The sequence below is a fragment of the Paenibacillus sp. FSL K6-1566 genome (assembly GCF_038050475.1).
GTDB classification, from domain to species: domain Bacteria; phylum Bacillota; class Bacilli; order Paenibacillales; family Paenibacillaceae; genus Paenibacillus_AQ; species Paenibacillus_AQ lactis.
Window position 1 is genome coordinate 6,535,842 of sequence record NZ_JBBOSR010000001.1, and the last position, 26,061, is coordinate 6,561,902.

Below are 26,061 nucleotides of genomic sequence, written 5' to 3' on the forward strand. Positions count from 1 at the left end.
GCTTAAACTCACTGTCCTTGAAGAAGCAGCCGCGGTTTATCATCGTATCGCGCACGATCATTTGGACCAGCTCCTTCATGTTTCAATAGCTGACCATTCAGTATATGCCGCCACAATGCAACTATACCCGCCTGCCGCTGCATATACGGGAAACGAATCACTGCACATACCAACACACCCACTGTCCCAGCGGTTCGCGCAGTTCCTGTGCCAGCACAGGCCCTACTAATCGCTGACCTTATCCCAGGGGGTCGAGCGGTCATAATAGGTGTCGCACAGCTTAAACTCGCTGTCCTTGAAGAAGCAGCCGCGGTCCTCCATCGTATCGCGCACGGTCATTTTGGCCAGATCCATCATGTTATGATCCAAGCTGAGATGCGCCAGATAGGCCCGCTTCGTATCGCCTGTCAGCAGCTCGCTCAGCGCCTCTCCGGCCGAATTGTTGGACAAATGGCCCATATCGCCGAGAATCCGGCGCTTCGTGTTCCATGGGTAGCGTCCCATCCGCAGCATTTCGATATCGTGATTCGCCTCCAGCACCAGCACGTCCGACCCGTCCAGCGCTTTTTTCACTTTATCGCTCACATACCCAAGGTCTGTCGCAACACCAAGCTTCTCATCGCCGTCATAGAAGCAGTAACCGACCGGTGCCGCAGCGTCATGGGAAATTTCGAACGGCTCGACCCGCAGCGTCCCAAAATCCTTCACCTCATGACTCTCCAGCACAATCCGGTTCTCTTCGGCAATCTTTCCGAGCGATTTGCTCATCGCTTCCCAGGTCTTCTCATTGGCATAGATCGGCAGATTGTATTTGCGCGCGACGGCCCCGAGTCCTTTAATATGGTCGGAATGCTCATGCGTTACCAAAATACCGTCGATTTCTTCTCCCATCATATCACGTTCCTTGAGCAGCTCATCGATGCGCCGGGCACTTAAGCCCGCATCAATCAGCAGTGTCGTGTCCTCGTTGCGGACAATGGTCGCATTGCCCGTCGAGCCGCTCGACAGCACGGAAAAAGATATCCCCATAATTCTGTTACTCCTTTGCCGTATCGCTTTTGGGTGTGAGCACATCCCCACTAATTCCCTGTACATAGATCATTTCGCCGTTATCCAGCGTGAACCGCCATGTCGGCGCCGCCAGCTGGTCCTCCGTATTGAACAGCTGACCGTAATAACCGAGCTGTATGTCCCTCACCGCCGTATCCCGCGGTATGAAATTACGCTCAATCAAGGTCTCCAGCGCTTTGGATGCCGGGAGCACCTTCTGCTCTTCCGCCCCGTCCGTCGGCAATATTTCAAACACCGGCTCACGATACGCATAAATCTTCTGCGACTCATGGATAAACTCCAGCTCCACATTAAACAGCGGCCATTCCTTCAGCACCAGCGGCCGGAACACAAATACATGCTCTTGATCCGAGGGCTGATCATGACGATAGTTTCCGAGATTCGGTATAGTCCCTTGCAGAACACTGCGCAGCTCCTTCTCATCGGCGTAAATGAGCTTCGTATCTACCGGCTCTTCGAGCTCCACCGGCTCCTTCTGCATTTCGGCGCTGTAGATATAATTGATTTTGGGCAGCTGCGGCGTTTCCGACGGAATCGGACTCTGCACCTGAATCCCGTTCTTCTCCATGATCTGCTGCGTGCTTTCCGAGAGCGAGGTAAAGTCCAGACTGGAGCCGGCCTGCTCCCGATAGTCGATCCACAGCTGATAGCCCAGCACCAGATTCAGCAGCAAAAAGGCGTAGATCAAAACATTTTTAGCCCGGCCCCAATCCATGACGGTCCCTCCTTGTTCTCGTAATTCCAACACAATCTGCTTTACCCGTTACTCCAGCGTGCGCACACTTCCGTTCTGAAGCTCGACGGCCCATACCGGTTTAAGCAACAGCCCTTCTCCTGTAATGATCGGCAGATATGCCGGCTCCAAATTCTGAATCCGGGATTCCTCTGCGATCGTATCCAGCTTCGCTTGGAGCTCCTCGCCTCCCGACAGGGTCACCATCTGCTTGCTCAGCGCCGGCGATTCCAGATAAAGCAGCGAACGTTCATACGACGTCACCGTGCCTTGCTGCAGATCTAGCTCCATCACGCCGTACTGGAAGCCTGACGTATTGAGAATCGGATAGCCTCCGTAGTACTGCTGGAATTTCACCAGCGTGCGCTCCTCAGATTCACTAGCTTTACTGAGCCGGTAGATTCCGTTCCACCCTCCATGCTGGTTGACAAAATCAATCGCAGACAGCACATCCTTGCCCGGACTGCTCTCTCCCGACGGCGGCGCAGCCGGGTCGGTATAGCTGATCCAATGCTGCCCCTGATCCACCTGCAGGCTGCGCTTGCTGTCGGTATAAATTTCGGAGCCGTCTTTTTCCCGAATATTGCGGGTGATGCTAGGGTCAAAGAACAGGCTGCGCTGCATCTGCTCAATCGTATACACGCCGATCGGCAGCTCGGTGCTGACCATATTCAGCTTCTTGTTCGGCACATAATATCTGCCATTAACCATGGTGTATGGCGTCCAATTGAACCCGAAATCGACCAGCTGATCAACGTCCTGAACGGTCAAGTCCGCCTGGACGGCTTCGTAAACGACATCTCCCTTGGTGCTGAAAAACATGACATGAACCTTCGCCTCGCCCGGAACGCTGTACAGCCACATTTTGTTGATGCTCTCTCCACTAAACAGCGAATCGGGCACGATCTGCATCACGCGCTGCAGAAGTGTTACCGGGATGCCTGAATCAAAGCTTAGCTCAATGCCCCGGTTCTCGGATCGAACCTTGTTCCAGTCGATATTGCCTACCATCCGGCGCTGGAAATTGTCGAAGGTCCGGCCCTTCAGCCGGTTGTACACCAGATTGTAGAACGTATCGTTCGGATAAAAGATCGTATGCTTGTCCTCACCGAGATGAATGATCATTTTGTCGGGATACAAGAGATTCTCCGGCTTCTCCTCCGGCCCCATCTCCTCGGTTCGGATGTAGGAATCCTTCGATTGCACAACAGAATCGCTGCCCGGCAGGCGGTAGATCAGCACATAGCTTTGCACGAGACTGCCAAGAACCAGCACGACCAGCAGTAAAGTCTTTAATCGTTCCTTCACGGCGTTGACCTCCCCTCGTCATTCAGGGGCAAGGTAAAGGTCACGGTTGTACCTTTCTCCAGCTCGGACTGAAGGGTGATTGAGCCCCCGTGGGCTCTAACAATTTCCCGGGCAATGGACAGGCCAAGACCGGTGCCCCCCAAATTGCGGCTTCGAGCCTTGTCGACCCGGTAAAACCGTTCGAAGATGCGATCCAGATCCTTCTTCGGAATGCCGATCCCGGTATCTTTCACGGATAAGGACAGCATGCCGTCCTCTGTGATGCTTGCCTCCATGGTGATGGAACCCCCGTCGGGCGTATATTTCAGGGCGTTGGAGATCAGATTGTCAAGCACTTGGTCGATACCGTCCCTATCCAGCATCGCTGCGGACACACCTGGCTTGATATCGATAATGGTGCGGATATGCTTCTGTTTCATTTGAAAAGAGAACCGGTCCTCGACATCCTCCAGCATCTCCACGATATCCGTCGGCTCCTTATGAAGCGCCGCTTCCTTGGAATCGAGCCGCGACAGGTGAAGCAGGTCGGTGACGAGGCGGATCATCCGCCCGGTCTCGTTCTGGATGACGCCGACAAAGCGCGGCCCCATCTGCTTGTCCTCCAGCGCCCCGTCTTCAAGCGCTTCGGTATAGCTTTTGATCGTGGTCAGCGGTGTGCGCAGCTCATGCGACACATTCGCCACGAACTCCCGCCGCGAAGCCTCAAGCTTCTCCTGCTCCGTTACGTCCTGAAGCACGGCAATGGTGCCCGTAATCCCGATCTCCCGCCGATGGATCGGCGTAAAGGTAACCCGCACCATGAACGGCTCTCCGCCTTCGCGCGGCGCGATCTCCAGCAGCTTGGAGTCATGATGCTCCCCGCGTGCCAGCGCCTCGGATTCCGCTTCCTCCAAGCCAAGGAGCGACCCGATATCGCGTCCAGCCAGCTCCTCGCCTTCCACGCCCAGCATCTCACCGGCGCGGCGGTTCATCAGGATCACCCGGCCCGCTTCATCCGTGGCAATGACGCCGTCGCTCATGTTGGTGAGGATCGAAGCAAGCTTCTCCTTCTCCTCTTCGTTCTGGGACAGCGCTTCGCGCAGGCGGCTCGTCATATAGTTGAACGCCTGGCTGAGCTGGCCGATCTCGTCACTGCCGAATACCGGCGTTTTCTCGGTAAACCGGCCGTCGGCGACCGCGCGCGCATGCTTCGTCAGCTCCTTGATCGGGTGCGTGATCGTATGCGACAGGATAACCCCCAGCACGGCCGTTAAGCCCAGCGCCAGGAGAATCCCGGATATAAAAATATTGTTAATCCGCTGCATCGTATTGTACAGCTCGCTCATGCTCGCAACGATATAGATCGCGCCTACGATCTTGTCGTTATACATGACGGGCTTGGCGACGACTTTTTTGCGGATATTGTCATCGTCAATAATGTATTCCTCGTTGTCCTGGATTCCCTGCAAAGCCCGGCTTACGACAGTCTGCGTGTTTTTCGTGCCCTCATAATCGGCGTGGGAAGGCAGTGAGGTCGTCAATACCCGTCCCGTCGAATCCAGCACCTGGATCTCGGCCCCGCTCAGATTGAACAGATTGTTCACCATGACGCGCAGGCTTTCCACGGGATCCTCCTCCGATTCGTTCTCGCCGCCAAGGGTTTTGGCGGCCAGCACCGACATCAGCTCCGCACGCTCCTGCAAATCCTTCGTAAAGTTGCTGGTCAGGGACGTCTTCATCGCACTGACGAAATACACCCCGATCAGCTGCATCGCGATCAGAATGAGCAGCACGTAGATGATGATCACCTTCGCCTGAATCGTGCGGAAGAAGGAGAGCCACTTCATTAGAGGCCTCCGTTTTTAGGGCTTCGCATCAGGTAGCCGAGACCGCGCCGGGTTAAAATATATTCCGGCTTGCTCGGATTCTCTTCAATCTTCTCCCGCAATCGGCGAATGGTCACATCCACCGTGCGTACATCCCCGAAATACTCAAAGCCCCATACCGCTTGCAGCAAATGCTCCCGGGTCATCACTTTGCCGGCATTGCGTGCCAAATAATACACCAGCTCATACTCGCGGTGCGTCAAATCAAGGGCCTCGCCGCCCTTGTATACCATATACATATCCGTATCGATAAACAGATCGAACAACCGCAGGCCTTGTCCGCCCGCGCCGGTACCGCCCGTTTGATCCGCCGTGCTGTCAGGCTTTTGCTGCCGGCGCATCTGCGCCTTCACCCGGGCCAGCAGTTCTCTTGTGCTGAACGGCTTCGTCACGTAGTCGTCCGCCCCAAGCTCAAGCCCGAGCACCTTGTCGATCTCTCCGTCCTTAGCCGTCAGCATGATGATCGGGATCTGCAGGTTGGCGGCACGCACCTCGCGGCATACGTCCATCCCATCTTTACCGGGCAGCATCAGATCAAGCAGCATCAGATCCGGGCGCCGAGTCAGCGCGATGTCGACCGCACTGATGCCGTCAAAGGCGCAAATGACCTCATAGCCCTCTTTTTCCAGGTTAAATTTCAAAATATCGGCGATGGGCTGTTCGTCATCCACCACCAGAATGGTTCCCTGCATCTTCCTGTTCACCTCATACCTTCACTTGAACGGTCTTCTTTTCATTTTAACACACCTGCCGCCTGGACACACCCATTCCGCCAGGGCAAAGGACACTCACGCATGCAGCACTCACTCCTTTGCTCCAGCTTCCACTCCGCCTCCCACACCCCCCGCCTCCATGGCCCGCTCCGGTTCATGGGGAGCGGCCACCTCTTCGGCAGCATCGGCTTCCACGGAAAGGGGGATGGACTTTGCAGATAAGGGAAACCCTTCATACTCAGCTTGGGGTGGCATTCGGAAAGCGGAGCGCTCGCCTTTGAATTCGGAAAATCTCATCAGGGATTAGTAGTTCCAATTTTCCGAATTCAACAGCGATGGAGAAGGACACCCCATGCCACTAGACTGCAAAGATATTTCCCACTCTGCCTCCCACACCCCCCGCCTCCATGGCCCGCTCCGATTCACGGGGAGCGGCCACCTCTTCGGCAGCGTCGGCTTCCACGGGATTGGGGATGGACTTTGCAGATAAGGGAAACCCTTCATACTCAGCTTGGGGTGGCATTCGGAAAGCGGAGCGCTCGCCTTTGAATTCGGAAAATCTCATCAGGGATTAGTAGTTCCAATTTTCCGAATTCAACAGCGATGGAGAAGGACACCCCATGCCACTAGACTGCAAAGATATTTCCCGCTCTGCCTCCCACACCCTCGCCTCCATGGCCCGCTCCGGTTCACGGGGAGCGGCCACCTCTTCGGCAGCATCGGCTTCCACGGGATTGGGGATGGACTTTGCAGATAAGGGAAACCCTTCATACTCAGCTTGGGGTGGCATTCGGAAAGCGGAGCGCTCGCCTTTGAATTCGGAAAATCTCATCAGGAATTATTAGTTCCAAATTTCCGAATTCAACAGCGATGGAGAAGGACACCCCATGCCACTAGACTGGAAAGATATTTCCCGTTCTGCCAATGACATCCCCATCCCCCATCCAAGCAGATGCAAACGAAGAAAATGACCGCCCCCGTAAAGGAGCGGCCATCTTCATCATTATGATATATAAAACCAATAATGGCTTATGTCGTCACTAGTAACGATAGTATAACACAGATTTATAAATATTTCATCGGGTTTTGAGCAACTCCATTTTTTTGAATTTCAAAATGGAGATGGGTTCCGGTCGAACGACCGGTATTGCCCATCACGCCAAGCTTCTGACCTTGGCTGATGGACTGGCCGTTGCTGACGGAGATCCGGCTCATGTGGCCGTACAGGGTACGGTAGCCGTTGCCGTGGTCCACAATGACCACATTGCCGTACCCGCTCTGCTGGCCGGAGAAGACAACCCGACCGGAGGCCGCGGCCATAATGGTGCTGCCGCCGACAACGTCGATGCCCTCATGGCTCCGTCCCCAGCGATGTCCGAAGGAGCTCGTGATGCGAGCTCCGCTCACCGGCCAGGCGAACTGCTTGCTGCTCGACGTTTTTTTGCTCACCTTCGGTGCAGCCGCTTTGCGTTCCACCTTCGTGCCTTTATAAACAACCTCCGGCAGCGCCTCCTGAACTACCTCTTGCCCGGTCCACAGCTTGGAGACCACCCTGCCGTTTTCCTTCGTGACCACGTAACTCACGGTTTTGACACCGTCTCGCCCAGGGCGAACAACTTTACGCTTACCGAGAGGAAGCTGGTCGCTCTTGCGAACGATCGTCTCCGGCTTGCTCGGCTGCTTCTCGGTAACCGTCTCGACCGTCCGCACCGTGAGCGGCGCTTCCGGCTGGGTAAGCTGCAGCTCGGCTCCAATCTGCATGTATTTTTCCTCAAGCCCCGGATTCAAGGCCATAACCTCCGATGATTTCATCCCGTACTGCTTGGCAATCGAGGAAATCGTATCCCCTTCTTTCACCGTGTAGGTCACCGGCTTGTCCTTCGCTCCGGTCAGCACCTTCACGGCGTCCTCCACATCCAAGACCTTGTTCGGATCGGCTTTCGTGCCGGCCACGGTAATCTCTTCCTTGATCTGGACGGACTCCAGCTCTGCGCCTTCTTTATTCTTGGTAGAAGCTTGAGCAGAGACCCTCTTAAAAGCAACCTGCTGCGTCTTGGTCTTCACCGCATCCGCGTCCGGCGCAAATTTCAGCTTGGCAGCCTCAATCGCAGCCCTTGCCGTCTCCTGGTCCTTGACGATCGCAACAGTCTTGCCGTCCACCTTCAGCTCGACGCCCCGAGCGTATGCCTTCAGCATGCCGTCCAGCTTGTTCAGCGTTTCCTCGCTGTTAATTTCCGGCTTAAAGGAGCGATCCGCTTTCGTCGTAATCCCATCGGTATGCAACACCATCAGCACATCCGGGTATTTCTCCTGAAATTCCTGTCGCTTCTCTTCAAACAGCCGGTCCAGCTCGGCGTCATCAGCAATCGCGCCGATCGCTTGACCGTTAACATATACATGATAGAACGGAATGGTATTGGCGTTCACATAAGCCTTGCTGCCGGTATATATCGATCCTGCTAGGAGTAGAGCCCCTGCCGACATCCAAATCCACTTGCGCGGAACGGCCCGTCCAGTAGATTCCGGATGAGAAGGCAGCTCGGACTCGTCTGTTGAATTGTTGTGTAGGGCGGAGCGATCCGCTTGCTGTCGACGAAGCAAACCTTCGATCCACCGTATCCCCTTGAAACCCTTCATGTCCCTCTCCTTCTAGCCTTGTTCATATGTAATCACTGCATATCATCTGAACATGTTGACTGCTCGTTTGAAAAATGTCATCACCTGTCAAAAGGTATCAAAATTTTAACCTTTTTGATCTTTGTATACTTTAACATAGCCGTTAAGCTCATTTCAAGTTTGCCAAAACAGCAAAAAACCCGCATCACATGCGGGTTTTCACACGTCTTCCAATATTAAACGGCTTGCAATTTGTGACAAAATAGTGACCAGGCGCATCTCAGCTCCTGGCCTTGCTCTATTCCTGGAGCAGCGAGATTAGTTTGTCGTACTCAGCTTCACTCAAGTATTGGGTGATGCCCTCCTCGATCTCCGTGAGTTCGGCCTCCGTCAAGCCATCCTCCATAGCTTCCGATATTTTCTGCATTTCCGATTGGGGAAGCTTATTCATCAGCAATGTAAAGATTTCCTCCTTGTCCTCAAGCGGCAGACTGCCTTTGCGGTCTACAATATCGCCAGGAGTCATGACAATCTGGTCGTCCTCTGGCGCCGTTTCCGAATCGGCCGCGGAGCTCCCCATCACCGGCAGCGATCCATCCGGAGCCCCCTGCTCGGAGGACGTCCCTTCCGTTTCCCCCGTGCCTGCATCCGTTTCTTCAGCCTCCTGCGTCCCGTTAGTCTCCGCATCTGCCTCGTCTGCACCAGGCTCCTTGTCATCGCTTTGCACGGAGTCTGGTGAAGTTTGATTGGCATTCGTCACATTCACGGTTTCCGAAGTGGCTGGCGTCGTACCAGCTCCGGTGTCGGCACCCGCGCCAAAGCCAAGCATCGTCTTCATGATGCCTCCGACTCCTAGAGGCTGAGCCTCAAGCTGAATATTAAGGCTGGACAGGATCGACTGAATATAAGCGTTCACAACGATTCCCGTGGTCACAATCGTCAATGTGCTGACAAGGATTGCCGTCAGGCTGACCTTCAGCAGCCATTTCATCAGATTCATCCGCCTCTCCTCCTTCCTTCCGCATGCCATAAGACTGCGTAATGATGGCTGTCTTCTTTTTCCAGTATTGACGCTTATCGTTCTCTTCAACCTCAAAGCTTTCTATTTTCTATTGAGAATTGCTATATTGCAGGGATATCCACCCCGTGCATTCGCATAATTACGGCATGCTGATATGATCACCTATGCCCCCTATGCCGGACCTGCATACGATAAAGTACCAGTTGCATGAGATGCTAGAGCCGAACGATGTCCGTCTGCCAGTAAGCCGGAATGAGAGTGGTGCATTGTCATCTCAAAGTGAGAGGAGGCACATTAGACGCATGTTTATACATTCTCAAGAGAGCGAGCCGCTGGTATCCGTGGTTATCGCATGTTATAACTATGGGGTTTATCTCGAGGAAGCGATTGACTCATGCCTCGCCTCCACGATTCAAAATATCGAGATTATTGTTGTCGATGACGGTTCCACAGACCCTTATACCGTAGAGTTGTTCCGAACCATGAAGAAGCCAAAGACGAAAGTCATTCGACAAGAGAATAAAGGAATCCCGGCAGCGTTAAATCGGGGGATACGGGAGGCAAGGGGGAAGTATATTTTTCGCCTTGATGCCGATGACCGAATCCACCATACGCTGCTGGAGAAGGGGGCGCTCGTATTGGATACTCGCCCTCATGTCGGTTTCGTTACTTGTTATCTTCAGGCATTTGATCAGGAGAATTGGACTTGGATCCTCCCCCCCTTCTCCTTGGCCCAGCTGCTCAGAGATAATATAGTCGTGGGGAATTCAATGTTTCGGCGTGCCGCATGGGAGGGATCGGGCGGATTTGACGAACAAGGCAAAGGCTACGAGGATTGGGACTTCTGGATCCAGCTGACCAGTCTCGGTTGGGGAGGATTCTGTATTCCTGAATTGCTGTTCTTCTACCGCAGACATGGCGAAACCGAATCCGTCAGACAGTTTCCCCGCCAGAATGAGCTTCGCGAACATCTTCGGAGAAAACACCACCGGGCCTACAGCATGCTCGATGCCGGACAGCTAGAGTACAGCATGAGGCAATCGTCTGCGATATCGGCAAATTGGAACATTCAGTCAGATAACTATATGGTGACCAAACCGGCTGACGACAAAATTAAAATTATGATCATCATGCCTTGGCTCATTATCGGCGGGGCGGAGACCTTCTTTCTGGATCTGTTGGAGGCCATGCCCAGAGATCAGTATCACATTACACTGGTCACGACCATACGGGAGGAAAGCCCGCTTTACCAGAGATATGACCAATGTACCGATGAAATCTTTCTGCTCCCTTCGATTTGCGAGCTGCCGGAGCAAATGGAGGCCATCATCCATTACCTGATCGAAACCAGGGGCATACAGATTCTCCATAACAACAACAGCGAAGTCGGCTACAATATACTGCCTGGCTTGAAAGCGAGATTTCCTCATCTTAAAACCATTGCTCTGCTTCACGCCTATGTTCCTGAATTGCCCTGGGATCATGTAAGGCATTCCGTTCAGTTCGATCCTTGGATTGATTGCTATAACGTGTGCAGACAGTCAATGAAGGACACCTTGACGAGCCTGTTCCATATCAATCCCGAGAAAATCTGCCTGCTGCCAAACGGGATCAATACGAATTTATATCGCCCCGGTACTGCCGAGGAATATGCCATATTAAAACAAGGCTTTAACATCCCGCTGGATAAGAAGGTCGTCTCCTACATCGCCAGACTAAATATCGACAAGGACCCGTTAAAATTCATTTCCATCGCCAAACAAATGATCGCTGCCGATTCCGCGGATCGCTACCGGTTTCTAATCGTTGGGGAAGGTCCGTTGAAGCAGCAGGTAATCGAAGCCATCGGGTCCCTGTCGTCCAAAATCATTGTCCTTGGTGCGCGCGGAGACGTGCATCAGATTCTGAAGTTTACGGATGTCATGGCGTCCACCTCACCAAGTGAAGGACTTCCGATTAGCGGCTTGGAAGCGATGGCAGCCGGGGTGCCCGTCATAGCCTTCGCTGTCCGGGGATGGATGGATTTGATTCACCAGCACCATGACGGCGTTCTCATCGGGCGTTCCGAAGCAGAGGAGCTGGATTACGCCCAGCAGCTTATGTACCTCCTGGACCATTCTGAATGGAGAGAGCGAATGAGCGCTGCCGCCCGTCAGAAAATAGAGACTTATTACGGACGCGAAGCGTTCCTTAATCGGTATCAGGCACTCTACCGTTTATTGGTATCAGGCATCATTCCTCATTGAGGTTAACTTTCGTTCCCCGATCTATATAATCTATGGAAGGGATTCAGCAATGGCTGCCATAATGGGGTACGCACGTTAAAAGACCGGAATCATCCGCATGTAACGCTTTCGGATGATTCCGGTCTTTATGCTGCCGGGAATAGCATTCCCGGCTCTCCCATAAGGCCGTACGCCTTGTTAAGAAGCGTATGGCTTCTTCCCCTCTGTGATCATAGCTATCCTGCCGTGCGGTTCGCTGTCTTAGCCCCAATTCCAAACCCAGCGTCATGCTCTTTATTTCTAACTCCATTATAGGGTTGAAATCTTTGCGGTCGAGGGATAATTTTTTCGGACGGAGGGGTATAATCTTATACTTCTTCCCCATCGCCCCCAAAATAAAAAGCCTGCCGGGTTCTCACCCCCGAGCAGGCTTCAACAGGTCTAACAGATGACGTTCTCCGTCTCTATATTTTGGGACAATTGATGCTTCTACAGCATTATTCGTAGATCGGCAGCACTTGATTCGTCTGCTCCCGGTTGCGGCCTACCGAGAAAATCGCAATCGGAATGCCGGTCAGCTCCGATACCCGCTCCACATAACGACGGGTATTCTCCGGAAGGTCCTCCAGCGTCTTCGCACCGGTGATATCCTCGCTCCAGCCTGGCAGCTCCTCATAGATCGCTTCACATTCGGCCAGCATTTTAAGGCTGGACGGATAGTGCTTGATCTCCTCGCCACGGTATTTGTAGGCTGTGCAGATCTTAACAGTCTCGAGTCCGCTCAGCACATCCAGCGAGTTCAGCGACAGGCCGGTGATTCCGCTGACGCGGCGGGCATGGCGGACCACGACGCTGTCGAACCAGCCGACGCGGCGGGCACGGCCCGTAACAGTACCGTATTCATGGCCTTTTTCCCGGATATAGTCGCCGATCTCATTGTTCAGCTCGGTTGGGAATGGTCCATCGCCGACACGGGTCGTGTACGATTTCGCTACTCCGATAACCTGCTGGATTTTGGATGGGCCTACACCCGAGCCGATGCATACGCCGCCAGCCGAAGGGTTGGACGAAGTAACGAACGGATAGGTGCCTTGGTCGATATCCAGCATAACGCCCTGTGCGCCTTCGAACAGCACCTTCTTATTTTCATCAATCGCATCATTCAGCACGACCGACGTATCGCGGACGTATGGACGAATGAATTCGGCATACTCCAGGTACTTCGTCAAAATCTCCTCGACATCAAGCTCCTCGCCGCCGTACACTTGCGTGATCACCTGATTTTTCTCCTTCACCATATGGCGAAGCTTCAGCTCGAACTCCTCGGGATCCATCAGATCCGAGATCCGGATTCCGTTGCGCGCTGCTTTATCCATGTAGCAAGGACCGATCCCTTTGCGGGTTGTACCGATCTTGTTCGGGCCCTTCCGGTCCTCTTCCAGAGCATCCAGCACCATATGGTACGGCATGATGACATGCGCCCGGTCGCTGATGACCAGATTGTCCGTGCTGAATCCATTATCGTGAATATAGTTAATCTCTTCAATCAGTGCAGCCGGATTTACGACCATGCCGTTTCCGATTACACAGGTTTTATCTTTATAAAATACTCCGGATGGAATCAAGCTGAGCTTGAACTTTTTACCGTCAATCAGAATGGTGTGACCGGCATTGTTGCCGCCTTGGTAACGGGCCACCACGTCGGCGCTTTCCGCCAAATAATCCGTGATTTTCCCTTTCCCTTCATCTCCCCATTGTGTCCCCACAACGACTACCGTTGACATATTCATTCCTCCGCCCGGGCATTAGCACCCTTATTATTTCGTCAAACCCTTTATGAAATACATCGTCTTGAAGCATGTTTCATATCCTCAACTGCACAAAAGGCAGCAATACCAGTGTAACAGTCCTTATTTTTAAAGTCAAATAAAAAACGAACAATCGTACACTATGCAGTACGATTGTTCGGAATTAGGACGAGAACTACAGATGATTCCCGAATATATTCGTAGATGATTGGCTATCCTGCCGCAAAAGCATCGGCATGCGTACGCTCGTAATTGACGAATTTGTTGAAGTTCTTCAAGAACACCAGCTCGACCGTGCCGACCGGGCCGTTACGCTGCTTGGCAATAATGATCTCGATGATGTTCTTCTTCTCCGTCTCCTGATTGTAATAATCATCCCGGTACAAGAACGCAACGATGTCGGCATCCTGCTCGATCGAACCGGATTCCCGAAGGTCACTCATCATCGGACGCTTGTCCTGACGCTGCTCGACGCCCCGGCTCAGCTGGGACAACGCGATTACCGGCACTTCCAACTCCCGCGCAATCTGCTTGAGCGTACGGGAAATCTCGGATACTTCCTGCTGCCGGTTCTCGCCCGGCTTGCCGCGCCCGTGAATGAGCTGCAGGTAGTCAATCAGAATCATCCCGAGCCCCTTCTCTTTCTTCAAACGCCGGCACTTCGCCCGGATATCGGCAACCGTAACCCCAGGCGTATCATCAATATAAATTTCCGCTTCCGACAGCGCGGCGATCCCCATCGTGAGCTTGGACCAGTCCTCATCGCCTTTAAAATCGCCGGTCCGCATGACGCCTGCGTCGAGGTTCGCCTCGGCGCAGATCATACGCTGAACCAGCTGCGGCGCGGACATCTCCAGACTAAAGATCGCGACGGTCTCCTTCGCCCGAATCGCTACATTCTGCGCGATATTCAGGGCGAACGCCGTTTTACCTACGGATGGGCGCGCCGCTACGATAATGAGGTCACTGCGCTGGAAGCCGCTCGTCATTTTATCGAGATCAACGAAGCCGGACGGTATTCCCGTCGTGCTCCCCCGGTTCTGATGCAGAACCTCCACCTTCTCGAACACTTCCATCAGCACATCCCGGATCGCAATGAACCCGCTGCCCGTGCGCCGGTTGGAAATTTCGAGAATGCGGCGCTCCGCCTCGCTCAGCATGCCGGCCACATCTTCCCCGCCGGTATAGCCTTCGCTCACGATCTGCGTCGCTGTTCGAATCAGCCGCCGAAGCATCGACTTCTCTTCGATGATCTGCGCGTAGTAATCCACGTTGGCCGCCGTCGGAACCGCATGCGCCAGCTTCGCTAAATAGCTGACGCCGCCGATTTCCTCCAGCTGTCCTTTATCCTGAAGACGGGAGGTGAGGGTCACCAGATCGATCGGCTGATTCTCTTCTCCGAGCTGCACCATCACTTCGTAGATCATCTGGTGCGTTTTGTCGTAGAAGTCCTCGGTCTGCACCCGCTCCATCGCCGTAATCAGCGCTTCGCTTTGCAGCAGAATGGCCCCCAGCACCGCCTGTTCGGCTTCGAGGTTCTGCGGGGGGACCCGATCGAAATAGAGTTCTCCTCCCATGTTATTCCTCCGTAATTTGAACCTTAAGCGTTACCTTCACATCCGGGTGCAGCTTCACCGGTACCTGCGTCACGCCCAGAGTTCGAATCGGTTCACCCAGCTCGATTTTTCGCTTGTCGATCTTAATCTTCTGTCCAGCCAGCGCTTCGGCAATCTGCTTGCTCGTAATCGCGCCGAAGAGGCGGCCGCCTTCGCCTGCCTTCGCTTTCAGCACAACCGTCATCTCTTCCAGCTTCTTGCCGAGCACTTGAGCCTCTTCCTTCTCTTGAGCCTTACGCTTCTGTTCGGAAGCCTGCTGCTGCTCCAGCGTCTTCATATTGCCCTCCGTTGCCGGACGAGCAACCCCGCGCGGGAACAAGAAGTTTGTTGCATAACCTTCCGATACTTCCTTCACTTCGCCTTTCTTGCCTTGGCCTTTCATATCCTTTATAAAAATTACTTTCATTCGAATAACCCCTCTTTCGCTTCAATGTCCTCCAACACTTCCATCAGCTGCTCCTCGGCTTCTTCCAGCGTCGAGTCCAGCTGTACGGCGGCGTTGGTTAAGTGTCCGCCTCCCCCGAGACGTTCCATAATCATTTGAACATTCATCTTGCCCATCGATCGGGCGCTGATGCCGATCTTGCCGTCTGTGCGCTCGCTGATGACAAACGATGCTTGCACATCGTTCATATTCAGCAGCATATCGGCAACCTGCGCGATCAGCATTTGCGGCATCGGCTCCCCGCTCTCCGCGACCGCAATGGCGATGTGATCATATACCATTCTAGCATGTTTTACGACTTCTGCCTTAGCGATAAATTCTGTCAGATCTTCCTTGAGCAGCCGTTGGATCAGCATCGTGTCCGCACCATGCCGCCGCAGGAAGCCTGCCGCCTCAAACGTCCTGGATCCGGTATGAAGGGCGAAGTGCTTCGTATCGACCGTTATACCCGCTAACAGCGCTGTCGCCTCCACAGGGGTAAGCGATACCCGGTCATGAATATACTGCAGCACCTCCGTAACGAGCTCGCAGGTGGAGGATGCATATGGCTCCAAGTAGATCAGCACCGCGTCGTTGATGAATTCCTCGCCCCGGCGATGGTGATCCATCACGACCACCCGGCTTGCCCGCTGCACGAGCCGCGGCTCCATCGTCATGGACGCTTTATGCGTATCCACGACAACGAGCAGGGTATGCTCGGTCATCATCTGCATCGCATGCTCCGTCGATATGAAGCGGCTGATCAAGGCCTCATCCTTGCGAACCTCATCCATAATCCGCTCAATCGACGGGTTGAGCCCCTCCAACACGATATATGCGTCCACTTTATACATCTGAGCGGCTTTTAGAATACCGACCGATGCCCCGATCACGTCCATGTCGGGCAGCTTGTGCCCCATCACGATGACGCGGTCGCTCTCCTGCATCAGATCGCGCAGCGCATGGGAAATGACGCGAGCGCGGACCCGTGTCCGCTTCTCCACGGCATTGGATTTGCCGCCGTAGAAGGACAGGCGCTGCCCCGCTTTCACCGCTGCCTGATCGCCGCCCCTTCCCAGAGCCATATCAAGGCTGGACTGGGCCAGCTGACCGAGCTCGGTAATATCATCGGAGCCGAAGGCAAGACCGATGCTGAGCGTAAGCGGCACCTTCAGATCGGCAGTCATCTCCCGCACTTCATCGAGGATGACGAACCGACTGTTCTCCAAGAGATCAAGTGATCGGTGATTCAGCATCATCAAATAACGATCCGACGATAGCCGCCGCAGATAGACGTTGAATTCCCGGGCCCAGTCGGTAATTTCGCTGGTCACCTTCGCGATGAGCGCCGTCCGCTGCTGGTCATCCATGCCCTGGGACGCCTCGTCGATGTTGTCCATCATAATGATGCCTAGCGCCAGACGCTCATCCTCATACCGCTGACGCAGAACGACCAGCTCGGTAATCTCATCAAGATAGATCAGCCGTTCTTCGGGAATGACGGTCGCCCCATAAAACTTGTCCTCATGTGATATTTCGAGCCGAATCTCCTTAGGCTGGTTCTCCTCCTTCTTCTCCCGCGTCTCCTTGATCGCCTTCACCAGCTGAGGAAGCAGATCCTCCAAGGATACGCCGACCAACGTCTGGTGAGGAAACATATTCACAACGAATTGATTATGCCACTCCACCGTCTTATCCTCGCTGTATAGTACGATTCCGAACGGCAATACGCTGACGGCCTCTCCCTCTACACGTCGAATGCGAAACGATAGATCGCCAATATACTCGACGAGCTCCCGCCGGAATTTCATCTCCGCTTTTAGCATCGCGTATCCGCCGATCACAGCCAGCAGCAGCCCGACCAGACCTAGAATCGTATTATAGAATGACAGGAATATGACAAGCAGAAGCACCAGCGCAAACGCCCAGACGGTGTGATAGCCGTGCCAGCGTTTCTGCAGAAATTTAGGCATGACTCATCACCCTATCTTTTGTTTTTACTAAACGCTTGACGAAGCGGGAACGCCAGATCCAGAATACCGATGATGATAGCCGGCGGGAACAGCACGATCGGAATGGCCGTGAGCAGCGGAAGAATCGGATGCCATTTCCGGATGTGGGCCAGGTAGTAGAAGAAGCCCAGCGCCTGAATCATAAAGCATATTTGCAGCAGCGGCGTCGCATTCGCCACGATCGTCTTCATGAACGCATTATCCGAGTTCACCGTTGCGATATTGATAAAGAAAATGATCAGGTAGTACCAAATCAGCGAACGCGGCAGCATCCACTCTCTGGCAGGCTTCAATTTCGGCACGGACAGTCCCATGCTGTTAAGCGTCGGACGAGCCAGCGAGTGCGTGATCACCGTCATCAGGAACGAGCTGATGATCATGGCGAACGGAACAAGCTGCAGCGTTCTGTCCTTGATCAGCTGCGTATCAAGTTCCGGTCCGACGAGTTGTCCGCCAAAATTGCCTTGAACCCCCATCTCGGTCAGCGGAGCAGTTGTCATCTTCACGATTTCATCCACATACGCCGATAGGTCCATCTGGAAGAAGGCCGTACTGATCATAAGCAGCAGCAGCAATTCCACCAGCATCGTGGCCACGCCGAATTTTAATACTTGCATGGCAGCCTTTCTTTTCCGGTATAGATATCCCATCACAACCCCCGGAATCGCAAAGTAAACCGCGAACAAGAGAAAAATCGGATGAATCAACAGCGCGATCAACCATACAGGCGCAATATGAAGAATAAACGATTGTGTATTTAATGCCGTAAACAGGACCGCAACCGGCAGAACCAGAAGGAATGCCGTCACAATGGAAAAGGGGGTTTGTAGAGAGAGCAGCAGAAGCAAATAAATGATGCTCCAGGCCGCTGTTGTCCAGCGTAATTTCAATATGTTCACCTCTTACGCAAATGTTCTTCGAGTGCGGATATATCCTGGTACCAATCCTCAAGCTGATGTCCTTCCTGCTTGTGCTTCCTCAATTTCTCAAGCAGGAGATCGTCCAAATCGCGATAGGTCATACCCAGCCTTCGGCCTAATATGTAGGAGCTCATCATCAGGCTTACCAAACTATCTCCAACTTTAGTAGTGCTGCCTTCCCATAGGGCTTTGAATAACCGAGATACATTGTCAATGACTTCGGTTTTCAGCCATTCAATCACTTTGGCGCGTTTAGCTACATCCAAGTCCTTTGGCATATTTGGCATATCCATCTCTCCCCGAAAACAGCTTTATTCTCCATTATAGCATAAATAAAATTCACCCACATAAAGTCCCCCGGCCCTTGGCTTGCCGGGATTCCGGCAGCTGCTTGTCATCTGCTCCCTTCTCTGTGTCTCCAATTATCCTTCTAATATTCCCGTGTATGAAAAATAGGGCGTGATACCTACGTATTCACCGCGGTTACACGCCCTGCCACTTATCCTAAATTATACCGAGGTTCGAGCCCCTTGGGACTCCAACGTCTCCTTTGAAACAAACCGCTCACAGTATTCGATAATAAGACTCCTGCGCACGATTCCGATAAAACGGTTCATGTCATCCACAACCGGCACAAAGTTCTGCACCTTTGCCAAATTGATTAAGTCTTCCATCCTGGCATCGATGGATACCGGCTTAATGTCCATTCGGAACGGTACGTCCTTCAGCAGAAATTTTGAAGCGTTCTCAAATGTGATTTTGCCATCGGAATTCTTCATGTGCCAGAGCAGATCGCCTTCCGTCACCGTGCCTGCGTACTGGCCGTTCTTATCCAGCACCGGTACCGCCGTATAACGGTGGTATTCCATGCGCTCCAGCGTTTGCCTTAGCGTGGAATCCAGGGTGAGGCAGACCACTTCCTGTTTCGGTAATAGAAAAAACGCGATATTCATAATGCCTTATCCTCCTTATGACCTTTCCCATCCCTCAGAATTAAGGCCATTTAAGTAACCTTGCCCATGTTGGTTGGACAAGCAGGTTACTCCTCTCTCCTATCCACTATCATACATACGCAGCCCACCCGTGTCCCGATTCATAAGCATCAGGACACAAAATCAGCAGCCAGACAATCCGGACTGCTGATTATGGTGAGAAACGCGTGTTAGGAACGTTCCGGACGATGCCGGTCTATAGTTTACTGCAATTTTTGCTTCTCAGCATCCTTCGGCTTCAGCAGCTGGTCGGATGGAGTATCCGGGTTCATCCAGTTGTCAATCATGTCTCTAGCTTCTTCAACATCCTCCATGTCAGGATCGTTGTAATAGACCCCTCCAATTCGCATGCCTTCTCCCATGATCGTAAAGCTGGTCATATCGACTTTAGGCCCGGTCAGCATTTGCTTCGCCAAATCAATAATGAACTTGGGCTGCATATCCGTCTGGAAGTTGTCACCCATGATCGCGATCAGTTCAGGTACCTTGCCAATCTGATCAGGCTGCTTCAGCCGCTTGGCGGCCATATCCAGAAATACCTGCTGGCGTTTAGCCCGGTTGAAGTCGCTGTCCTCCCGGTAACGGACGTAGTTCAGCGCTTCCTCACCGCTGTAAATCGGCTTGTTCGCCTTGACCGTAAACTTCTCGTGGTCCTTGCCCTTATTGACGATATCTTTGCCGATCGGCAGCTCCACGCCGCCCATGGCGTCCACGACATCCTTCAACCCTTGGAAGTTAATCGACGCATAGTAGTCGATATCTTCATCAAGAAATGCCTCCATCGTATCTTTGGCCATCTGGTGGCCGCCGAATGCAAAAGCATGGGTGATCTTGTCTTTCTTGCCCTTGCCGATAATATCGACATAGGTATCCCGCGGAATCGATACAAGGAGTACCTTGGATTCTTTCGGACGGACCACGGCGTAGATCATCGTGTCCGAACGCGCGGGTTCGTCCTCTCGCTGGTCACTGCCCAGCAGCATGACCGAGAAAGGCTTGCTTTGGAGCACGACAGGCTCCGGTTTTTTGTCGCCTTGCAGCGGCTTATATGACTTTTGCAGCGAGTCCTCAACGTCCTTCGCCATAAACAGATCGAAAGCAGCTACGATAAGCTGGGTACGGAATAAGTAGGCTGACGATCCGAGGAGGATGAGAACTGCCAGTGTGATATATATTGATTTCCTCTTCATGAGATTAGATTCCTTCTTTATTATAAAATAAATTGATGAATGAGTCAGTTCCAATCAGGGGCAGTATGCTCCCAAAGCAGCTAGGCTCACCCTCCCTTCCTTATATAAACGGGATTGAATCCCGTTGACGCATGGCAACATCATGCGTGTTCAGAATTGGCACACCATCTATTGTAAACCACATCCCTGTCGGATGTGAACCCTCTCACTCACTTTTACAAACTTGCCAATTGATGTGAATCCTTAGAATTGCCCGGTGTATACAAAAGAGCAGCCGTTGTTCCCGCATTGAGAAACCAATCATCCAGCCGCTCTTTCCATGTTAATGTTTTTTTGAATCCATAGTCAAACAGCTTGCGCGTCGCCTCGAACCGGGCTTCCTTCGAATCAGTTCCCATGACGACTGCAATAAGCCGGCTGCCCTGCTTTTCGGCCGTTCCGGTGAAGCAATAGCCCGCCTTAGGCGTATATCCGGCCTTTAGTCCGTCGGTTCCCTCATACGAGTAGGGTCCGCCGATTGAAGGCAGCATCCAGTTCGTATTGCTTAAATATAATCCTCGTCCACTGAGCTTCATCTGCGCCTTGCTTGAGGTGGTCAAAATGTCCGGATGATGCTCAATCAGATGGGCGGCAAGCTTCGCGGTGTCCACGGCGGTCATCATGGTCTCATCGTCTGGTGACAGCGCTTGTGAGAGATTCGAACCGCTCTCCGCACCGGAAGCATTGGCAAATCTCGTTTCGCTCGACAATCCGATCTCTTTCGCCTTGGTGTTCATTCGATCAACGAAGGCCTTCTCCGAGCCGGCCACATGCTCCGCAAGCGCAACGGCCGCGTCATCAGCGGAATAAACGGCCATGCTCTGAAAAAGCTCGCGCACCGTCAGGGTCTCACCAGGCTTCAAATCGATATTGATGCCCTGGACATTACCCGCATTGTCGCTGATCACGACTTCATCGTCCCACGCTCTTCTTCCGGATTTGATTTCATCCAGAATGACCAGCTCGGTCATCAGCTTGGACATGCTTGCAGGGGGCAACGGCATATCCCCGTTTTTGCTCAGCAAAATATGGCCTGTCGTGATATCCATCAAGACGACCGCTCTGGCGTCAACTCTCGGTTTAAACGCTACCCGTTCTATATTTAATATAAATACGGCCACGAGGGGCACAATTATCAGCAACACGAACCCAATCCAAAGCCACCGTTTATTCATCGATTTCGCCCTCCATAATAATAGACGGTTCAAACGGTGTTTTGGTCTGCGTTTTTTTCAAAAAAATTTAAGGGAATTTATGTATATTCCGTGAACTTCCGTACTTCTCTCTATCCCAGTCTCTATTCTTCTAACCCTCTCCCAATTCTCCCTAACTCGGCGAAAGAGCTTAACCTAGGTAGCAAATCCTAGGAAATATGAGCTTGGTTTGTTATAACAGCATGGAACGTTTACCTTGCAGGCAGCATATAACGGAGGCAACTAAATCAGTAGTTGCATGCATGGATCCTACTAAAAAAGGACTTCCTGTCAGTCTTTAGACTGAAGAAGTCCTTTTTGGATTCTGATACCGTAATAAAACAAGAGGATTTTGTCAGAATCGGGTTAAAGCGCAAGTCTTATATAATGAGAACCTGTTAAGCCGATTTTCGTTTGCACCTTATGCGTAGTGGCAAGCCACAAAGTGATCATTGCCGACATTACGGTATTCCGGCACCTGCTGCTTGCACAGATCGGAAGCAAGCGGACAGCGGGTGTGGAACTTGCAGCCGGACGGCGGATTTGCCGGGCTCGGAATGTCACCCGTCAGCACGATGCGTTCACGCTTCAGCGTCGGATCCGGAATCGGAACGGCGGAGAGCAGTGCCTTCGTGTATGGATGCAGCGGGTTGCGGAACAGCTCTTCCTTGCTGGCCATCTCAACCATCGATCCGAGATACATAACCCCGATCCGGTTGCACAAATGCTCGACAACGCTAAGATCATGGGAAATGAACAGATACGTGAGCTGCTTCTCGCGCTGCAGGTCGCTGAGCAGGTTAATAATCTGCGCCTGGATGGACACATCCAGCGCGGAGACCGGCTCGTCTGCAACGATAAAGTCCGGATTCAGAATGAGCGCGCGGGCAATCCCGATCCGCTGCCGTTGTCCACCGGAGAATTCATGCGGATAACGCTCATAGTGATACGCGGCAAGCCCGCATATTTCCAGTGTCTCAATGACCTTATCCTTGAGCTGTCTGCGGTTTACAAGACCATGGTCGATGAGCGCTTCGCCAATGGCTTCCCCTACCTTGATTCTCGGGTTCAGCGAGCTGAACGGATCCTGGAATACGATCTGCATCTTCGGCCGCATCGCGCGCATTTTTTCCTTGGGCAATGCATGGATGTCCTCTCCGTTGAACAACACTTTGCCGTCCGTCTTCTCGAGCAAGCGGAGAATCGTACGTCCGATCGTGCTCTTGCCGCAGCCGGACTCGCCTACAAGTCCGAAGGATTCACCCTTATTAATGGTGAAGCTGACGCCGTCGACGGCTCTAACATCACCGATTCGGCGCTGGAGTATGCCGCCGGTAATGGGAAAGTATTTTTTTAGGTTATCAACTTCAAGTAGTGCCTGACTCATTATGCTTTCCCCTCCTCTTCATACAACCAGCAAGCGACCTTATGGCCGTTCGGATCGGTACCGAGCGGAGGCTGTTTCTCTTTGCAGATCTGCATGCAGAATTCGCAGCGATCATGGAAATGGCAGTTGTCGCCTAGATCAACCGGGTTCGGTACTTGACCCGGAATCGAATAAAGACGCTCCTGGGTCTGATTGATGACCGGCTTCGCCTTCAGCAGGCCCTTCGTGTACGGATGCTTCGGTTGCTTGAAGAGCTCGATAACCGGAGCCTCTTCAATCACTTTGCCGGCATACATTACAACGACATAGTCGGCCATTTCGGCTACAACGCCGAGATCATGCGTGATGAGCATGATGGACGTCTTGAATTTATCCTTAATGTCACGCATCAAGTCCAGAATCTGGGCTTGAATCGTCACATCGAGCGCCGTCGTTGGCTCGTCTGCGATGAGCAGCTTCGGATTACAGCTCAGCGCAATTGCGATCATAATCCGTTGACGCATGCCGCCGCTAAGCTCATGCGGATAAGACTCAAAGATTTTCTCTGCACGCGGAATGCCGACCAGGTTAATCAGCTCGATCGCACGCTTCTTCGCTTCTTTACGGTCCACAAGCTGATGAAGCAAAATCGGCTCAACGATCTGCTCGCCAATCGTCAGTACAGGGTTCAAGGAAGTCATTGGCTCCTGAAAGATCATTGCGATATCATTACCGCGGATCAGACTCATTTCCCGTTTGCTCATCTTGAGCAGGTCCTTGCCTTCATATAAAATCTCCCCGCCGACCGGGGGAACATCGATCAAACGCATCAGTGACATTGCCGTCACGCTCTTGCCGCAGCCCGACTCGCCGACGACGCACAGGGTTTCGCCTTCCCGGATTTTGAAGCTGACATCGTCGACGGCTTTCACGGTACCTGCGGAGGTTTGAAAATGCGTTTTTAAATTGCGGAATTCAACTAATTCTTTTGCCATATTCGCATCTCCTACTTCTTCATTTTCGGGTCAAGTGCGTCGCGAAGTCCATCACCGATCAGGTTGATTGCAACTACGGTAACCAGAATACACATACCTGGCGGTATCCACAGCCACGGCCGCTTTCGGAAATCGATCATATTGTTGGCGGCGGAGAGCATATTCCCCCACGACGGCGTTGGTGGAACAACACCAATTCCGAGGTAGCTCAGTGCAGATTCGTAAAGAATCGCTCCTGCTACACCCAGTGTTGCGGATACAATAATGATTGGAATCGTATTAGGAAGCAGATGGCGGAAGATTTTCCGGCGATCTTTCAGTCCCAAAGCTTCGGTAGCTTGCATAAACTCCTGCTCGCGAAGTCCTAAGATTTGACCGCGAACGAGACGGGATACACTACTCCATCCCAATACACCGATAATCAGCATCAAGAAATAAATACGATCCGAAGGCTCCACCTTCAGGTCCGACAAGATCGTACCCAAGATAATCAGGATCGGCAGTGTAGGTATTGCCATAAAGATATCAGCTATACGCATGGTCAGCGTGTCTACCCATTTACGATAAAAACCCGCTATAGCTCCCAAGGTTGCTCCGATAATTACCGAAATGCCTGTCGCAACAAGCCCAACCAAAAGAGATATTCGTCCAGCAAGCATCATGCGTAGCAGAATATCGCGCCCCAGTTTATCGGTGCCCAGCCAATATTTCGAGCTTGGAGGTAAGTTCTTATCAAGCTTATTGTAATCGTACAGGTCATAAGGTGAAAAAAATGGGCCAATAAAACAGAGCAAAAACATAAATACAACTATAAAAAGTCCGATGACAGCAAGACGGTTTCTGGCAAAACGGCGAATAGCAATTTGCCATGGGGAATCCGGCCGCTTCTTCGGAACTGGTAGATTCGTTTTTAATGGTGCAGTCTCTGCGGACAAGTGAATCTCCTCCTACTTTAAGCGAATTCTTGGATCTGCAGCTCCATATAGAACGTCAGACAATAGGTTGCCCACAAGTGTCAAAACGGATATGAATACTGTAAAACCAAGCATGAACGGATAATCCCGCATATTGATCGATTCCAGATAAACTTGACCGACCCCTGGCCAGATGAAAATCTTCTCCAGGATGATGGCTCCACCAAACAAGGATGGGAGCTCGAAACCAATGAGAGTAATGGCAGGTAGCATCGCATTACGCAGCGCATGCTTGAAAATAACCGTACGTTCCTTCAATCCCTTTGCACGGGCTGTACGGATATAATCCTGACGAATAACCTCCAGCATACTTGTACGGAAATACCGCGTCAAACTACCTGTGCTAAGCATCGTAAGTACCATAACCGGCAAGAACATATGCCATGCAATATCGATCAGTTGATCCCATGTGCTTCCGTTCAGTCCCGAAGTCTTCATTCCGCCTACAGGAAACCATCCTAAATCCAAGGCAAAAAACTTGATAAGCAGGAGTCCGATAAAGAAAGACGGCAGTGACATGCACAAGAAAATTAGTAATGTGACGATTTTATCAAACAATGAGTACTGAAACTTTGCTGAGAACACGCCAGCAAAAGTAGCTATAATCCAACTGAAAATTAAACTAAAAATTGCTACAAAAAAGGAATTCCATACGTAGTTATTCATTACGGTTGTAACTGGTTGCTTGTGCACAAGGGAATCTCCGAGATTACCCTTTATCATATTGCCGACCCATGTAAGATAACGTTCTACAGGCGGCTTATCCAAACCATAAATTTCCCGAAGCTGAGCTGCTTTTTCAGCAGTCATCGTCGGGTTGTTCACTGCAGTGATATAATCACCTGGTACCAAAGATGATATTGCAAATATGATAATCGAGATCCCGATCAATGTCGGGATAATCTGCAGCAGCCTCCGGATAATGTACTGCTTCATAATATTCCTCCCGGCTTATAAGTGCATATGCCCAGCTCTTGCGA

Annotated in this window: 21 protein-coding genes; 1 reads left to right on the top strand and 20 read right to left on the bottom strand. The window is 52.2% G+C overall.

Annotated elements, in window-relative coordinates:
- Window positions 1–225: 225 nt before the first annotated feature.
- The 7 genes from NST08_RS29275 to NST08_RS29305 form a co-directional block, all read right to left on the bottom strand.
- Window positions 226–1,029 (bottom strand): MBL fold metallo-hydrolase, encoded by an 804-nt coding sequence (locus NST08_RS29275; protein WP_007129189.1) that lies wholly within the window; start codon window positions 1,027–1,029, stop codon window positions 226–228.
- A gap of 7 nt (window positions 1,030–1,036) precedes the next feature.
- On the bottom strand, window positions 1,037–1,786 hold the full coding sequence (yycI, locus tag NST08_RS29280; RefSeq protein ID WP_007129190.1) for a two-component system regulatory protein YycI: 750 nt from the start codon (window positions 1,784–1,786) through the stop codon (window positions 1,037–1,039).
- Window positions 1,787–1,834: 48 nt separating this feature from the next.
- Window positions 1,835–3,112 (bottom strand): YycH family regulatory protein, encoded by a 1,278-nt coding sequence (locus NST08_RS29285; RefSeq protein WP_007129191.1) that lies wholly within the window; start codon window positions 3,110–3,112, stop codon window positions 1,835–1,837.
- On the bottom strand, window positions 3,109–4,938 hold the full coding sequence (gene walK, locus NST08_RS29290; RefSeq protein WP_007129192.1) for a cell wall metabolism sensor histidine kinase WalK: 1,830 nt from the start codon (window positions 4,936–4,938) through the stop codon (window positions 3,109–3,111). Before walK ends, NST08_RS29285 begins: the two co-directional genes overlap by 4 nt.
- Window positions 4,938–5,669 carry a response regulator YycF gene (gene yycF / locus NST08_RS29295; RefSeq protein ID WP_007129193.1) on the bottom strand — a complete coding sequence of 244 codons (732 nt, stop codon included), beginning with the start codon at window positions 5,667–5,669 and terminating at the stop codon, window positions 4,938–4,940. Before yycF ends, walK begins: the two co-directional genes overlap by 1 nt.
- A 1,086-nt stretch (window positions 5,670–6,755) precedes the next feature.
- On the bottom strand, window positions 6,756–8,327 hold the full coding sequence (locus tag NST08_RS29300; protein ID WP_341342595.1) for a peptidoglycan DD-metalloendopeptidase family protein: 1,572 nt from the start codon (window positions 8,325–8,327) through the stop codon (window positions 6,756–6,758).
- A 277-nt stretch (window positions 8,328–8,604) separates the two neighbouring features.
- Entirely contained in the window at window positions 8,605–9,306 is a 702-nt protein-coding gene (locus NST08_RS29305; RefSeq protein ID WP_007129196.1) for a hypothetical protein, read from the bottom strand.
- A gap of 323 nt (window positions 9,307–9,629) precedes the next feature.
- On the opposite strand from NST08_RS29305, the gene NST08_RS29310 reads away from it, so the two are divergent.
- A complete protein-coding gene (locus NST08_RS29310; protein ID WP_007129197.1) occupies window positions 9,630–11,573 on the top strand; it encodes a glycosyltransferase in 1,944 nt (647 codons plus the stop codon).
- A gap of 476 nt (window positions 11,574–12,049) precedes the next feature.
- Here NST08_RS29310 and NST08_RS29315 read toward each other — a convergent pair whose 3' ends face one another.
- The 13 genes from NST08_RS29315 to NST08_RS29375 form a co-directional block, all read right to left on the bottom strand.
- Complete coding sequence (locus tag NST08_RS29315) at window positions 12,050–13,336, bottom strand: adenylosuccinate synthase (protein WP_144870886.1); 1,287 nt, start codon at window positions 13,334–13,336, stop codon at window positions 12,050–12,052.
- 236 nt (window positions 13,337–13,572) lie between these two features.
- The gene (gene dnaB / locus NST08_RS29320) at window positions 13,573–14,937 is read right to left on the bottom strand and encodes a replicative DNA helicase (RefSeq protein ID WP_007129199.1); all 1,365 of its coding nucleotides are present in this window, start codon (window positions 14,935–14,937) and stop codon (window positions 13,573–13,575) included.
- Window position 14,938: 1 nt separating this feature from the next.
- Entirely contained in the window at window positions 14,939–15,382 is a 444-nt protein-coding gene (gene rplI / locus NST08_RS29325) for a 50S ribosomal protein L9 (RefSeq protein ID WP_007129200.1), read from the bottom strand.
- The gene (locus NST08_RS29330; RefSeq protein WP_341034658.1) at window positions 15,379–17,373 is read right to left on the bottom strand and encodes a DHH family phosphoesterase; all 1,995 of its coding nucleotides are present in this window, start codon (window positions 17,371–17,373) and stop codon (window positions 15,379–15,381) included. The genes rplI and NST08_RS29330 overlap by 4 nt, the downstream gene beginning before the upstream one ends.
- Window positions 17,374–17,384: 11 nt before the next feature.
- Complete coding sequence (locus NST08_RS29335) at window positions 17,385–18,302, bottom strand: DUF2232 domain-containing protein (protein WP_028406240.1); 918 nt, start codon at window positions 18,300–18,302, stop codon at window positions 17,385–17,387.
- Between the two features lie 5 nt (window positions 18,303–18,307).
- Window positions 18,308–18,610: a MazG-like family protein gene (locus NST08_RS29340; protein WP_028406241.1), complete on the bottom strand. Its 303-nt coding sequence runs from the start codon at window positions 18,608–18,610 to the stop codon at window positions 18,308–18,310.
- A 231-nt stretch (window positions 18,611–18,841) separates the two neighbouring features.
- Window positions 18,842–19,285, bottom strand: coding sequence for a CBS domain-containing protein (locus NST08_RS29345; protein ID WP_007129204.1), 444 nt, complete (start codon window positions 19,283–19,285; stop codon window positions 18,842–18,844).
- Between the two features lie 242 nt (window positions 19,286–19,527).
- Complete coding sequence (locus NST08_RS29350; RefSeq protein ID WP_007129205.1) at window positions 19,528–20,514, bottom strand: LCP family protein; 987 nt, start codon at window positions 20,512–20,514, stop codon at window positions 19,528–19,530.
- Window positions 20,515–20,729: 215 nt separating this feature from the next.
- Entirely contained in the window at window positions 20,730–21,728 is a 999-nt protein-coding gene (locus NST08_RS29355) for a D-alanyl-D-alanine carboxypeptidase family protein (protein WP_007129206.1), read from the bottom strand.
- A gap of 439 nt (window positions 21,729–22,167) precedes the next feature.
- Window positions 22,168–23,133 (bottom strand): ABC transporter ATP-binding protein, encoded by a 966-nt coding sequence (locus NST08_RS29360; protein ID WP_007129207.1) that lies wholly within the window; start codon window positions 23,131–23,133, stop codon window positions 22,168–22,170.
- A complete protein-coding gene (locus NST08_RS29365; protein ID WP_007129208.1) occupies window positions 23,133–24,107 on the bottom strand; it encodes an ABC transporter ATP-binding protein in 975 nt (324 codons plus the stop codon). The genes NST08_RS29360 and NST08_RS29365 overlap by 1 nt, the downstream gene beginning before the upstream one ends.
- An 11-nt stretch (window positions 24,108–24,118) precedes the next feature.
- Complete coding sequence (gene opp4C, locus NST08_RS29370; RefSeq protein ID WP_007129209.1) at window positions 24,119–25,042, bottom strand: oligopeptide ABC transporter permease; 924 nt, start codon at window positions 25,040–25,042, stop codon at window positions 24,119–24,121.
- A 12-nt stretch (window positions 25,043–25,054) separates the two neighbouring features.
- Entirely contained in the window at window positions 25,055–26,017 is a 963-nt protein-coding gene (locus NST08_RS29375) for an ABC transporter permease (protein ID WP_007129210.1), read from the bottom strand.
- Window positions 26,018–26,061: the final 44 nt, after the last annotated feature.

What these genes read in the sequence shown, in the direction of transcription:
- NST08_RS29315 (WP_144870886.1), bottom strand. Translation starts at nt 13,336, where the DNA reads ATGTCAACGGTAGTCGTTGTGGGGACACAATGGGGAGATGAAGGGAAA.
- rplI (WP_007129200.1), bottom strand. Translation starts at nt 15,382, where the DNA reads ATGAAAGTAATTTTTATAAAGGATATGAAAGGCCAAGGCAAGAAAGGC.
- NST08_RS29355 (WP_007129206.1), bottom strand. Translation starts at nt 21,728, where the DNA reads ATGAATAAACGGTGGCTTTGGATTGGGTTCGTGTTGCTGATAATTGTG.
- NST08_RS29345 (WP_007129204.1), bottom strand. Translation starts at nt 19,285, where the DNA reads ATGAATATCGCGTTTTTTCTATTACCGAAACAGGAAGTGGTCTGCCTC.
- NST08_RS29275 (WP_007129189.1), bottom strand. Translation starts at nt 1,029, where the DNA reads ATGGGGATATCTTTTTCCGTGCTGTCGAGCGGCTCGACGGGCAATGCG.
- NST08_RS29330 (WP_341034658.1), bottom strand. Translation starts at nt 17,373, where the DNA reads ATGCCTAAATTTCTGCAGAAACGCTGGCACGGCTATCACACCGTCTGG.
- NST08_RS29305 (WP_007129196.1), bottom strand. Translation starts at nt 9,306, where the DNA reads ATGAATCTGATGAAATGGCTGCTGAAGGTCAGCCTGACGGCAATCCTT.
- yycF (WP_007129193.1), bottom strand. Translation starts at nt 5,669, where the DNA reads ATGCAGGGAACCATTCTGGTGGTGGATGACGAACAGCCCATCGCCGAT.
- dnaB (WP_007129199.1), bottom strand. Translation starts at nt 14,937, where the DNA reads ATGGGAGGAGAACTCTATTTCGATCGGGTCCCCCCGCAGAACCTCGAA.
- NST08_RS29350 (WP_007129205.1), bottom strand. Translation starts at nt 20,514, where the DNA reads ATGAAGAGGAAATCAATATATATCACACTGGCAGTTCTCATCCTCCTC.
- NST08_RS29340 (WP_028406241.1), bottom strand. Translation starts at nt 18,610, where the DNA reads ATGCCAAAGGACTTGGATGTAGCTAAACGCGCCAAAGTGATTGAATGG.
- NST08_RS29300 (WP_341342595.1), bottom strand. Translation starts at nt 8,327, where the DNA reads ATGAAGGGTTTCAAGGGGATACGGTGGATCGAAGGTTTGCTTCGTCGA.
- yycI (WP_007129190.1), bottom strand. Translation starts at nt 1,786, where the DNA reads ATGGATTGGGGCCGGGCTAAAAATGTTTTGATCTACGCCTTTTTGCTG.
- NST08_RS29360 (WP_007129207.1), bottom strand. Translation starts at nt 23,133, where the DNA reads ATGAGTCAGGCACTACTTGAAGTTGATAACCTAAAAAAATACTTTCCC.
- walK (WP_007129192.1), bottom strand. Translation starts at nt 4,938, where the DNA reads ATGAAGTGGCTCTCCTTCTTCCGCACGATTCAGGCGAAGGTGATCATC.
- NST08_RS29375 (WP_007129210.1), bottom strand. Translation starts at nt 26,017, where the DNA reads ATGAAGCAGTACATTATCCGGAGGCTGCTGCAGATTATCCCGACATTG.
- NST08_RS29365 (WP_007129208.1), bottom strand. Translation starts at nt 24,107, where the DNA reads ATGGCAAAAGAATTAGTTGAATTCCGCAATTTAAAAACGCATTTTCAA.
- NST08_RS29310 (WP_007129197.1), top strand. Translation starts at nt 9,630, where the DNA reads ATGTTTATACATTCTCAAGAGAGCGAGCCGCTGGTATCCGTGGTTATC.